Origin of the sequence: Fervidibacillus halotolerans (genome assembly GCF_026547205.1) — a bacterium.
Taxonomy (GTDB): domain Bacteria; phylum Bacillota; class Bacilli; order Bacillales; family Caldibacillaceae; genus Fervidibacillus; species Fervidibacillus halotolerans.
The window spans coordinates 312,343-325,161 of sequence record NZ_CP106877.1 but is presented as its reverse complement, the minus strand read 5'-3'; the positions used below and the strand labels follow the sequence as shown (position 1 = coordinate 325,161).

General features: G+C 33.4%; 13 protein-coding genes. 3 read left to right on the top strand and 10 right to left on the bottom strand.

Annotated features, from left to right (window positions below; all coding sequences use genetic code 11):
* Window positions 1-56: 56 nt before the first annotated feature.
* On the bottom strand, window positions 57-500 hold the full coding sequence (locus OE105_RS01440) for a hypothetical protein (protein WP_275420967.1): 444 nt from the start codon (window positions 498-500) through the stop codon (window positions 57-59).
* A 903-nt stretch (window positions 501-1,403) separates the two neighbouring features.
* Entirely contained in the window at window positions 1,404-2,279 is an 876-nt protein-coding gene (locus tag OE105_RS01435; RefSeq protein WP_275420966.1) for a YitT family protein, read from the bottom strand.
* Between the two features lie 170 nt (window positions 2,280-2,449).
* Here OE105_RS01435 and OE105_RS01430 point away from each other — a divergent pair, with 170 nt between their 5' ends.
* The gene (locus tag OE105_RS01430) at window positions 2,450-2,635 is read left to right on the top strand and encodes a hypothetical protein (RefSeq protein WP_275420965.1); all 186 of its coding nucleotides are present in this window, start codon (window positions 2,450-2,452) and stop codon (window positions 2,633-2,635) included.
* Between the two features lie 189 nt (window positions 2,636-2,824).
* Here the strand turns inward: OE105_RS01430 and OE105_RS01425 are convergent, their stop codons facing one another.
* The 6 genes from OE105_RS01425 to OE105_RS01400 form a co-directional block, all read right to left on the bottom strand.
* Window positions 2,825-2,947, bottom strand: coding sequence for a hypothetical protein (locus tag OE105_RS01425; protein ID WP_275420964.1), 123 nt, complete (start codon window positions 2,945-2,947; stop codon window positions 2,825-2,827).
* A 109-nt stretch (window positions 2,948-3,056) separates the two neighbouring features.
* Window positions 3,057-4,166: an RNA-guided endonuclease InsQ/TnpB family protein gene (locus OE105_RS01420; protein ID WP_275420963.1), complete on the bottom strand. Its 1,110-nt coding sequence runs from the start codon at window positions 4,164-4,166 to the stop codon at window positions 3,057-3,059.
* 12 nt (window positions 4,167-4,178) lie between these two features.
* Window positions 4,179-4,577: an IS200/IS605 family transposase gene (gene tnpA / locus OE105_RS01415; RefSeq protein WP_275420962.1), complete on the bottom strand. Its 399-nt coding sequence runs from the start codon at window positions 4,575-4,577 to the stop codon at window positions 4,179-4,181.
* 312 nt (window positions 4,578-4,889) lie between these two features.
* Entirely contained in the window at window positions 4,890-5,306 is a 417-nt protein-coding gene (locus tag OE105_RS01410; RefSeq protein WP_275420961.1) for a hypothetical protein, read from the bottom strand.
* A gap of 471 nt (window positions 5,307-5,777) precedes the next feature.
* Window positions 5,778-6,533, bottom strand: coding sequence for a helix-turn-helix domain-containing protein (locus OE105_RS01405; RefSeq protein WP_275420960.1), 756 nt, complete (start codon window positions 6,531-6,533; stop codon window positions 5,778-5,780).
* Between the two features lie 575 nt (window positions 6,534-7,108).
* A complete protein-coding gene (locus OE105_RS01400) occupies window positions 7,109-8,335 on the bottom strand; it encodes an RNA-directed DNA polymerase (protein WP_275420959.1) in 1,227 nt (408 codons plus the stop codon).
* A 469-nt stretch (window positions 8,336-8,804) separates the two neighbouring features.
* Between OE105_RS01400 and istA the strand changes: the two genes are divergently transcribed.
* Together istA and istB are read left to right on the top strand one after the other, a co-directional pair.
* Window positions 8,805-10,319 carry an IS21 family transposase gene (istA, locus tag OE105_RS01395; protein WP_275420958.1) on the top strand — a complete coding sequence of 505 codons (1,515 nt, stop codon included), beginning with the start codon at window positions 8,805-8,807 and terminating at the stop codon, window positions 10,317-10,319.
* Window positions 10,312-11,034, top strand: coding sequence for an IS21-like element helper ATPase IstB (istB, locus tag OE105_RS01390; protein ID WP_275416613.1), 723 nt, complete (start codon window positions 10,312-10,314; stop codon window positions 11,032-11,034). Before istA ends, istB begins: the two co-directional genes overlap by 8 nt.
* Before the next feature lie 111 nt (window positions 11,035-11,145).
* On the opposite strand, the gene OE105_RS01385 is transcribed toward istB, so the two are convergent.
* Window positions 11,146-11,844 (bottom strand): HEPN domain-containing protein, encoded by a 699-nt coding sequence (locus OE105_RS01385; RefSeq protein WP_275420957.1) that lies wholly within the window; start codon window positions 11,842-11,844, stop codon window positions 11,146-11,148.
* A 249-nt stretch (window positions 11,845-12,093) separates the two neighbouring features.
* A complete protein-coding gene (locus tag OE105_RS01380; protein WP_275420956.1) occupies window positions 12,094-12,819 on the bottom strand; it encodes a M48 family metallopeptidase in 726 nt (241 codons plus the stop codon).

The following is a 12,819-nucleotide window of genomic DNA, read 5'->3' as shown; positions in this document are numbered from 1 at the left end:
TTCCCTTTTCAACAATTTCCATCCCACCTATGTAAACAAGGCATACTCATACAACTTTATTGTTTCGCCCTTCGATTTACCCATAAATAAAGGATGAAATAAATGAAAGAAGCAATGATTGAATAAATCGCATAGTTTAATTGGAATAAATAATTTCCTCCGAACAAGGGGATTGTGAAAATGATGTAAAACGGATATTGAATCGAACCGATGATATCAGCAGCAAAGCCCCCTGCCCCAATATCTTCAAAAATGTGGAATAAATATATCAGAAAGCCCGAGAAAAATCCGATAAATAAAAAACCTTTAAGTCTACTGATTTCAATCGAAGATTTCATTCCTTTTAAAATGTATGTGACCAATCCTACGAGAAAAAAACAAGTTGCTAAAATGTGATACCCGTTAACAGATACATCCGGAAATTTCATCGATGGAAATACATTTATGGAAAAAGCAACGAGGTATGAAATGATGAAAAAAAACAGCCATTTTTTTTGCATTCGGTTTCCCCTCCTACATTGGACATTATATTATTTCCTAAGCATATATGTCAAAAGTCCCTTCCGTCTATCCCATTTTTTATCTACTGTCAACCTTTAAATTAACCGGTAAACCTTTAGACAATTTAATAAAACGATGGATTATTCATTAACAAATTGTTGATCTGACTCAATTAAATACCGAACAGATGCATTTGTACTTGAAAATATGATGAACGGTTTACTCAACAACAGTTCTATTGTAAAAGTTAATCGAAAAAAAGGATTAAAAAAGTTTACAACATATAAATAAAGTATTTCAGTCTTTTTTTAGAAGTATGGTTAAAAGAAGAAGGACTTAATGTTGGAGAAGAGGTTAGATATTAAACAGAAATATTCCCACCACTTATCATTTAAGCAGAATGAAAGGTGGGAGTCTTTTTTTTTGCAGAGGAAAAAAAACTAAAGTGTTAAACAATAATAGAAGGGAGAGTCTCTTACTTAGAATTACCACTTAAAAGATTCAAAGTCGTCTTCCCTTGAAATTTCCTATGGTGAAATAAGAATTCCTTTGGCATAAAAAGCGTAAACATCCCATTGGTGAGAATTGCGGTGATTATTGATCAATTTCACTATTTCTATGGGATGCCTCAAAAAGCGGGAATAAAAACAATAAGAAGGAAGAAGATGAACAAGCAATTATGTTCATTCAAGGGGAAAAGGCGAACACGGTCAATTTTGTTTGAACGAGGTTTGATCACATTGGTACGATAATATGCGGGTTTCCCTCGAGTAACGTAAATCTGTCGTCTATATTATCCCTTCATTGCTCTTATCAATTGTCAACTATAAAAAACATGCTATAGGCGGTAGCCCAACAAGATATTCCGATCGTTTAAAATAAACGATGAAATTAATCGGTGATTAATGAATATCATGCTTCCGAAAGTTTCCTCCCCTTACTTCCACAATATCATAAACGGTAATAAAAGCGGTCGGGTCGATATCGGAAATAATTTCTTTCATCTTGCTTTCTTCCAAACGGTTAATGACACACGTAATTTCTTTAAATTTTTCATTGGAATAGCCACCGTATACTTCGTTATATGTGGCGCTTCTTCCTAATCGGTCGCGGATTGTCTCCACCATTTCTTCCGGTTTTTTCGTAATAATTTTAAAGGTTTTCGCCCCGGACAAACCTTCTTCAACAACATGGATTACCTTTGAGGCGATAAAATACGCAATTCCAGACAGAAATGCCCCTTGCAAACCAAATACGGTAGAAACGACAATGAAAACGAACAAGTTTAAAAATAAAATAAAATCACTCGTTCCAAAGGGCAATTTTTTTGATAAAAGAACCGCTAGCATATCCAGACCGTCTAACGCTCCCCCATTTCTTAATGCCAATCCCATTCCAAATCCGATGATAATTCCACCGACAACAGTAATGAGAAGCGTATCTCCTTCAACGATTTGAGGAATATGGTGCATCAAACTTGTTCCGATAGCAAGGGAAATGATTCCAATGATAGAATAAATGGCAAAACTTTTTCCGATCTGTTTATATCCTAACCAAATAAACGGAATGTTTAATATAGTTATAAGAATACCTAAAGGCAAATGCAGGACTTCCGCTCCAACGATACTTAAACCTGTAATCCCTCCGTCGGATACGTGATTTGGAATAAGAACTGACTCCAATCCATAAGCGGTAATAAAACCACCGATAATGACGAAAATGGCGCGAAAAAAATACTTCCATTTCGATATTTTCTTTTTCTCCATTGTGTTATTCATATGATTCCCCGTTTCAATTCTAATTTTGTGAAAAATTTCATATGTTGTATTTATATTTTTTCACAAAGTGACTTTTCTTAGCAAGAAATATGAATTTTTCCTCCCGACTCACATTATTTTTTTCTCACTTTCATATGTTTAAAAAAACAAATAGGAAAGAGGTTTGGAACATGTACATCGTACACTTTGTGGAAAACAAACATATAATTTTAAGCCAATATCGAAAAAACAAACCGATATTAAATGAAGAAATTCGAATTAAAGGAAGAAAGGGAAAAATAAAAAACATTCAAGAACAGGAAAATCGGATCGTTTATGTAGAAGTTGAATTCGAAAAGAAAAAGAAACGAAGATAGCCGCTGTACCATAAGTGGTAATACGGGGAATTAAAGATCGTCAACAGTATTAAAGGAAAGCCAATATTCAAATTTATTATTTTATTATGGCTTTCCTCCCAATGGCATTGACAAATCTGGGCAAAAACCGTTTCATCACAGCCGATTTAGAAAGAAATCAGACTAAAGGGAATGTGCAACAGGGAAAAATTACATCTGGTCCACTTTCCCCCTCGATAAATGCTCTTTCTTGAACAAATTCCATCCGGTTTCCGAAATAATAATGGAAAGTAAAATGAGTATTGCACCGAAATACATTCTTGTCGGTGACATACTCCCACCACCTACGCTTGGATTATAGGTGGGGGCTTCTCGGGTAATCCCATCTCATGATGGGAAGTTGACCGAGCAATCCCCGTGTGCCCCACGGTTCGAGAACATGTTAGGCTATCGCTAATCGTTTCATGCCCTCATGTTTGATATTGATTGCTGCATTGACGTCCCTGTCGCTCTCGAATCCACATTCACAGCGGAATGTACGCTCAGAAAGCGATAGAGACTCCCTGACTTGACCGCAACACGAACACGTTTTGGATGAGGGAAACCATTTGTCGATTTTGATCAGTTTCTTCCCCTGTTCTTCCAATTTGTACTGAAGGAAAGAGGAGAACATGCCCCAGCCGTTGTCATGAACGCTTTGACCGAAATGGAGGGCTTGTGACATCCCTTTCATGTTGAGGTCTTCGATGACCACGCAATCATAAAGTTTCGCTAATTTGTGCGACTCCTTATGCAGAAAGTCTTTTCGTTGGTTCGAAATTTTTTCATGTAGCTTTGCAACTTTTAGACGCTGTTTGTGCCAACGGTTGGAACCTTTCCTGCGGCGTGACAGCACCCGTTGCTCTCGGGTTAGTTTTTCTAAGGCTTGTCGATAGAATCGAGGATAATTGGCTCTCTTACCCTCGCTATCGACATACAACGTGTTCATGGAAAAATCGAGCCCAACAACCGTTTGCACTTCTTTTGATACAGGTTGATGTTCGTACTCTGTAAGAATAGAAATATAGTATTTTCCTGTTTTTGTTTTCGTGATCGTACAAGCCTTGATAATGTGGTGGGCAGGAATCTCCCGATGTTGCTTGAACTTGACCCATTTCAGTTTGGGTAACTTGATATAGCCATCGGAAAGCTTAATGTTGCCATTGACCACATTTGTCGTGTACGACTGTTTCGCCTTGCGGTTTTTGAACTTTGGAAATCCAGCACGACCAGAAAAGAAGTTTTGAAATGCTTTCTGCAAATTCAATTGGGCGTTTGCCAGCGCAAGGCTATCCACTTCTTTAAGCCAAGGAAACTCCTTTTTGTACTTGGCAGGGGTCGGAAATGTTTGTTTTTTCAAAGCTTCTTTGTCGTCTTTGAACTTTTCATACATTTGTATGCGTTCTTCAAGCATTTTGTTGTAAACGAAACGGACACAACCGAAGGTTTTGGCGAGCAGTTGTTCTTGTTCTTTTGTTGGGTACAGACGGAACTGATAGGCTTTGTTTGCCATATCGACACCACATCACTTCATACCTTGATTTTCTATATATTTTTTTATTCCTTCAATGGGTGCACCACCCGTTGTAAGCAGGCAAAAGCTTCTTGACCAAAAATATTCTTTCCACAGTTTTCTTTTCACTTGCGGAAAATGCTTTTTGATCAGTCGAGAACTTGCACTTTTATAGGCATTGATGAACTTTGACAGTTCGCTATTCGGATGTGCTTTGAACAAAATATGCACATGATCAAGATCGTGATTCCATTCGACCAAGGAAATATTGTAATTTTTACCCAGTCTCACAAACATATCTTTTGCATAGTCAGATATGGTATCATCAATCACTTGTCTGCGATATTTTACAACCAGAACAAGATGATAATACAATGAGAACACTGAATGGTTATTATTGTCTAATTTCATTGATAAAACAGCCTTTCATTTTTATAATACTGAGTATATCATAACACAAAAAAGAGACAACTCATACCTACGCCTAACCGAAATTCATCTCCCACTTTCACTTCGTTTAGAAGTGGGAGACTTATTTCGGAAAGATGTTAAAATTAAATAAATTTCATTGAAAAAAGAGTGTCTTATTCTCACCATCCAATATTTATCACGTGGAAGTTTTAAAATGGAGGGATGCTTTAGAAATAAACGTTAAATTCGTTTTAAAATTAGTATGCTTTGAAAAGAGTGTAAGATGGTTTGGGCGTCATCTGGATCATCCTTTTATCTACTAGCTTTTGTTTTAAAACTTGATTGTTCTACAAATTCCTTTGCATAAGAAAGAATAGCTTGTACTTTGTCGGTTTCATTTTCGATAAATGAATCTTCTAAAAAGATGATAAGCATGTCGTGTCCATCTTTATCTTGAGATCTAGTCAATCTGTAACCAGTGATTATTCTTCTTGGGGGTGTAATCGTTAAACCTGTTTTTTCTGCAAAAGTTTCTTCAGATAATGTACCTGGTTTTAAATCAAATACTAATCGGATATATCTTTTATTTGCATCAACTTGACCCCATTTAATATTAAATCTGTTATACGGAACAAATCCTTCACCTTTTTTCGGTGTTGTTTTCGTCGTACATCCTTCTTCACTTTCCAAAATACCCTTCAATTTTTGTAAAAATTCAGACCTATTCATAAAGTATCTCTCCTCCCTTTATATGATAAAAATTAATTTTCACAAATCCATTTACGTTTTACGGCATAACCTTTTTATTCCAATTGACCTTTGCTAGTTCAAAAAATTTCCTCTTCTAAAAAAGCTTTATAATATGGCTATCTTATTTCACCCCTTTTCTCAATTTGTAGAAACATCGTTTTTATAATTTTTTACTTCTCCATTTAAAAGCGTTTAAACCAAATATTGTCCCCCTTTCTGCCCCATATTTTTTGATGTACTTTTCAAACAAATTAATTTTCCCGAAGTTTCTAATTTTTTAAAAGAATATTCATTAACTAGTCGAGCAAGGGACTCCTCAAATTTAATCCGTTATTATCATTTCGTTTCCTATCTAAATTCTGATCAATTTTTGTTTTTTTTGGAAATGGTTTTGGATGAAACGATCAAAATTCGATATTTATTAATCCTTGCAATATTTTTATTGAACTCTTAATCCTGCTTATTTAATTTCAATTCCCAACATACCTCAAGCAAGGTTTTATAGATGGACAAGGTGGTCTTTATATTATTAGGGTCTCCAAATTTTTTATTTATTGTGTTCAAAGCATCTTTTGGAGTTTCTTCCAATAATTTTCCAGCGTTTTCAATAAGAAATTCGATTGTTTCTTCATTATCTGGCAATAAATTAGCAAATGGAGTATTTAATTTATTCAGATTACTAAATTCAATATCTCCTGTTCTTTTAAAAAAATTCTCAATATTACAGATAGCCTCTATATAAATACAACAACTTTTCTTTTTCGGAAAAATGGATCTAATATATCGATCGATTTCAATACTTGATGGAGTTTTTATCTGTTTTAAAATGTCATCAATTGTAATAATTCGATATTGGTATATGTAACTGTTATCCTCATATAGTTCACCATCAACAATGGCAAGCATTACCTCATCTTTGTCAAGTTCGACACCATATTTTTTCATATACAATAGTCGAGCAATTTCATTGGATGAAACCATCCAGTTTTTCCATTGTTTCGTTGCTTTTAATTTTCCCTTACGTACATACTGTCTAATCGTCACTATTGACATAGATAATATTTCTGCAACTTCTTCTAGAGTGTATAGATCTGCATTCTCAATTTGAACAGGGATTTTACGAATAATCAAATCGTACAAATTAAAATACCTGCTTTGTGTTTCCTGTGTAACCCAAATAATCTCATGTTCCAAATCGCTATACATAAACCATTCCACCTTATATGATAATCTTTTCGATTATTTATATTCATTTATAATCATTTATATTCATTTATATACAATATAATTCATCAACTGCAATTTGTCAATATTATTTTTTATTTCAGAATCTTTTTCTTCCAAATCTAGCTCACAAAAAATAAAACCACCTACCAACATCCATCATATCTTCCTATTAATCTTATAGGAGCTGTATGCGGAGTTGTTTAAGGTGGTTGATATCAATCCATATCATCTATTAATCTACATCGAAAAAGGAAAGTAAAAATGTACTTTTCTATTTCTTAATGCTTTAAAAAAGTCAATTTCTTCCAACTTATCATGTATTTTTTCATAACCATACCATTTATGATAAACCCACTCATAAATTATTAACCAATGTTCACTACGCAAATTAAAATCAATGAGTGTGCTAAGCAAATTATCCAGACATGACCTAATACGTTCTGACGAAATTAGTTTTTGATTTACATAATCTATTATCATTATTCTTAATAAATCGTCATCTGTCTCTTTAAGTAAATGCTCTATGTCATGCTCGAGAAAATCAAACTTTAACTTTAATAAAATCCAGAATAACCACCTGCTTCATTATCTAGACCATTTTCAACACTAGAATTTAAATTGGTCTTTAATTCATTAATAAAATCACTGCTTACCAACTCTTTATGATTATCGATTAAATTAAATATATATGGGGATAAAGATGGCTTCACTAATAAATGACCAATTAAAAATGGTTCGATTTCCTTCCAAACCGAAGAAAAGGTTTCATTTCTAATTTGTTTATATAAATATTTATAAGCTCCTTTCTCTCCCGATTCATATAGTTCATCAGCTTTAAAAAATATTAGTACTGCATCTTGAACTCTTTTACTAATTTTAAACTTTTCTAGTTGGTTCTTAAATTCATATTTCAGATCTGTATTATGATGATAAGGATATTCAATTAGCTGAGTTTTACTTTCATTAATTCTTAATCGATATTTTTCGAAAATCCGTCTAATTTTGTTTTTAACCAAATTAAAATCAGCTTCATTTCGAAAATAAAATTCATAATCATCAACATAATGGACAAATTTAAAATCAACTTTTTTAACTAATAATTCAATCTCTTCGTCAATTTTTTTAAGTAATATTTCGGAAATAATTCTAGAAGAAAATGGGCCTGTTGGGATTCCAGATGTTTCTCTATTATTAGTATTTCTTACAAAATAATCTAATTTTTCTCCTAAATTATTTTTAAATGTTCTCTTTATAGAATTTTCTTTAGCTTCATCTTTTCCAATAACTGCCCATTCAATTGTATGTGTATAAATACTGTCATAAAAATTTGCTAAATCCAATTTATAAACGTATTTATATCCCATTGATTCTTTTAATTTTTTAATCAAATTCTCTATATAATCAGAAGCTAAATTTTGCTTATCTTTAAATTTCGGGATATCCAAAAAATCTATTTCTTCATATTTTAATATTTTGTTCTTAAAAGGATTAGAAAGCGTATGTTTATTCCCTTCTAAGAAATTTTTTATATCTTCAATATTATTAATTATGTAATCAAATAATTTAAGTTGCTGTTCGGGATTAGGTATCTTAATAGTTCTCCTAAAATTATCATTTTTTGAAATGGTAAGTGTTAACGGCTCACTATAGTTGTCTGACTTTATAGCTGATACCAAAGATCTATAATTTTTAAAAAGTAATTCCGAGTTAAAACAGGAAGGGATATGCTCAGAAAAGTATCCATATTTAATTAATTGTTCATGTATATTTGAATTAGACAACTTATGCACCTCCCACCTTCTCCGAGTAAACTTCCAAAATTATTTAAATATATACATGTTAGTAGTTAAGCAAGCCACCTTATTTTAAAAATATCTCTTCTCTTAATCCTATATCCGACTAATGACCAAGGCTCTATTCCATTTTTATAAGAATTTAATCATACTTAGAAAATATTTATCCCTTTTATCATTTTCATCAATTATATTTCAGGAATAGCTGATACAAAGTTTAGATATAAAACGGATTAATGGAGCTGTCAATTATCTTTAGATATCAAAACTTTTTCGTTCGGTTACAGTAAAAAACATTACTATTCTGTTTATGGCATTATAAAAATGTAGGTTTTGGCACTCCTTTTATGTAGGTTCTCCTTGAAGGGAGACAAAAAAATAGCCACTTGCGAACATCCCTTAAATTCATTACACTTCCTGTTGGATGAACTAGTAAAACAGGAGGTAAGATAAGGAGATGTTACAAGTGACCGATATACAGTATATCAGACAAGAAGTAAATAGAAAAGGGTGCAGTTATTCTGATGTCGCAAGGCGAACCAATGTAGATTACCGAACAGTAAAAAAATACGCTGACATGGAAGAATTTCAGCCAAATAAAAAGATAAAAAAATCACAACCGGCTCCAGTTATGGATCCTGTAAAAGACATTGTGGATCAATGGTTGAGAGAGGATTTAAAAAAGAAAAAGAAATATCGACGAACTGCCAAGCGTATTTGGCAACTGTTGGTAGAAAACGAAAATTTTAAAGGTTCTGATCGGACTGTACGCGCATATGTGGCAAAACGCAAGAAGGAATTACTTGAGGAAAGCAATGAGGCTGCATTACCACTTGAGGCGAAGCCAGGAGACGCTCAAGTTGATTTTGGGGAAGCTCCGTTTAAATATATGGGAAAAGTGGTGGATCTCCCCTTTTTGGTCATGTCCTTTCCATCTAGTAATGCTGCATATGTGCAAGTGTTTGAATCTCAAAACCAAGAATGTTTTTTGGAAGGATTGAAGCGTTTCTTCCATCATATTGGGGGTGTTCCATGTAGAATCCGTTTTGATAACTTAACACCAGCAGTAAAGAAAATACTTCCACATGGCAAACGGATTTTAACGGAAGGTTTTCAACAATTTGCCCTTCATTACGGATTTGCTTACGAGTTTTGTAACCCTGACTCCGGAAATGAGAAAGGTCATGTCGAATCAAAAGTCAAGTATATTAGGAACAATATGTTCCTTCCGGAACGGACTATATATAATCTTGAGGATTTTAATCGACAGCTATGGGAAGAATGTGAAAGGGATCATCAACGACAACATTATGAAAAAAAGATAGAAATTGCAAAATTACATGAAGAAGAAAGAGCTACTTTCCTATGTCTTCCTGCAAAAGAATACACATGTACTCGATATGAAACAGTAAAAGCAGATAAATATGGTTTTATACAGATCGACGCCAAGAAATATTCAACATCTCCCCGATTCGCTAGTCAAACCGTATTGGTCGGGATTACATATAATCGGGTCGATATCATCGATGAAAATGGTGAAATCATTGTTCGACATGAAAGAATATATGGGGAAAAAATGAAGTCCATGAAATGGCAGCCGTATTTGGCTTTAATGGCTAAAAGACCGACGGCCTTGAAATATAGTACATTTTATGAGCAGCTTCCGCACAATTGGCAAAATTATTTGGAAACATGCACATTGGAAGAGAAAAAGAAAGCATTACAACTCCTTTCAGCGATTCTCAAAGACTATGATTTTCATAAAGCAAGCGAGGCATTAGATTTGGCAATGGCTTCTGGCCACCCTTCAATAGAAACGATCAAACATGCCTATATTCAATTGATTTCTGGACAAGGCGATCGTTTTACATTACAGATGATCCATTCGGTTCCGGAACTGCCAAATGTTGTAAGAGGCATGAGCCAATATGATACCGCCATGTTCTCAGAAAGGGGTGGCGAATATGAATGATCTCATTCAACAATATGCCAAAAGATTGAAACTGAGTTGGATTCGTGAACATTACCATGAAGTTAACGCCAGAAATCATGAAGAATATTTATTAAAACTCTTCGAACAAGAGATTGCCCAGCGTGAAAAACGGAAAATCAATTTATTACTAAAATCGGCAACATTGCCAAACAAGTATGGCAAAACGTTTGATTGGAAAGATATTGAACTCGGGCAAGGAATCACCCAAACAGATCTTCTCGATGGTAAATTTATCGAGAGAAAAGAAAATCTTATTTTCTACGGAGGAGTAGGTGTTGGTAAGACTTATCTATCTACTTTGATCGGATTAAATGTCATACGCAAGTATGGAATGAGAGTGAAGTTTTATACTGTTGCCTCTTTGGTCAATCAACTTTTAGAGGCCAATGAGAAAGGATTATTAAATAAGTTTTTTAAGCAGATTGAAAAGCTCGATTTACTGATTTTAGATGAATTAGGATATATTCCCTTACACAAGCAAGGAGCAGAATTACTTTTTCAAGTAATCAGCCTGTGTTATGAACAAAAAAGCATCATCGTTACCACCAATCTTCAGTTTGGACAATGGAATCATATTTTTGGTGATCCGATTTTAACGGAAGCAGTAGTAGATCGGCTCATTCACCATTCCCGTTTAATCTTATTTAAAGGTGAGAGTCATCGTTTAAGAGAATCAGTGTCTAATCGATACTAAAGTGGGTTTGCAGGTGGCTACAAAAAGGCTTGCCATTTTATACATTTTTCTCTTGCCAAATACAACTATTCATTGTTCAAACAATAACGAAGCTTAGTATATGGGTGATATTCAAAAGATTTTATTATCATTTGTATTTTTATTTAGCATCATTAAGTTTAGGTCGTTTTTATGTAATAAGTGGTCATAAAAATAATGTTCTGCAATAATGCTTAAATTGTATTCTATTTCTTCAAATCTATTTATAAAATTCTCTAAATCTACAACAACATTATTAAAAGTCTCTATATAGAAATGTGGAACTAATTTTGAATCGAAAGGATATCGAGAGAAATCCATGTTATCTTTTTTTGTATTGTAATTGCCTTTCTCTATTTTCGAAAAGAGTTCTTCTATGTAAATATCTAGATTTTTTATCATTTCTTTAAATTGATTTTTCTTTTTTCTATCATGCTCATATTCATTGACTCTGGATTTAACAATACTCAATAATTGACGAATATTATGAGTTTTTGGAAATACTTCATCGTTTTTTAAGAGTATATTAAGAGTCCAAACTGTGGATTTTAAGTATAATTCAATTGCATGATTTGCACTACACAGTATTGGAAAAATTAATATGTCTGCTTTTTTATCTATATTATCTTCTAAAGCATGTCGAGCCAATATTAAGGAGGATTTCATATAGCCATCCGCAATAGTAATCATATTTTTAATTTTATTTTTTAATTGATTTTCACCTCTATCCATTCTCCAATTGACATATGCATTTTTTCTAGTATCTACATTATATGAAAAAATATTTTTCATCTTTTTTCACTCCTCCAATGTGTTTCTATTTCATAATCTTGCTGATCAACATTGGTATCTTTTGATAAAGATACTTTTAGCAAAATAGACGAACAGATTTAAACCATTAATAATTTAAATAAAAAGGCAACTCCACAAACAAAGTCTTGTCTAGTGAAACTGCCTTCCGTTGCTTAATCTAGTTGATGAATACCGAGGATTCACACAACTTTATAGCAATCTTTTTAAAAATTTTATACTAATTCTTGGTTATAAATCCCTTACCACCTCTTCGTCTAAAATCGCTTTTCGTTTTTCCCAATCCGGCATTAACGTATACAACATTTGATAAAAGTTTTCACTATGGTCGTTGTACATGAAGTGGATGAGTTCATGGAGGACGACATAGTCAATACAGTATTTTGGTGCTTTGATAAGTTCAGAATTTAGCAAGATTGTTTTTTTCTCTGTTTGAGCCGAACCCCAACGAGCTTTCATCAATCGAATGTCAATTTTCGGTTTTTCAACACCGTATTTTTGGAGGAATGGGTACACTTTTTCCAAAGATTCATTGAATATAATGCGAGCTTTTTTTCGATACCATTCTTCCATGAGTTTTGCTTTCCGACTGAAGTTGTTTGGATCCTTCACATGCAAATATATAAACCCACGAAAATATTTTACCATTTCTTCTTCTGACGTCTGTTGCACCCGAAGACGATACTGTTTTCCTAAATATTTAAACGATTCCCCGCTGACGTATTCCCGCTCACTCTGTTTATACGGTTGTACTTCTTTAAAATTCCCCACATGTTTGAGAATCCATGATCCTTTCGATTTTACAAAATTTGAGATAAAATCAATCGGCACACGTTCATTGGCAGTCACTTCAATCGTCATGTCAGGTTTTACATGGAGATTTACATTTTTCACCTTTTTTCGTGTTACAACGAAATCAATAATTTTGTTGGCGTATTCGATTTGATATTTTTCCAT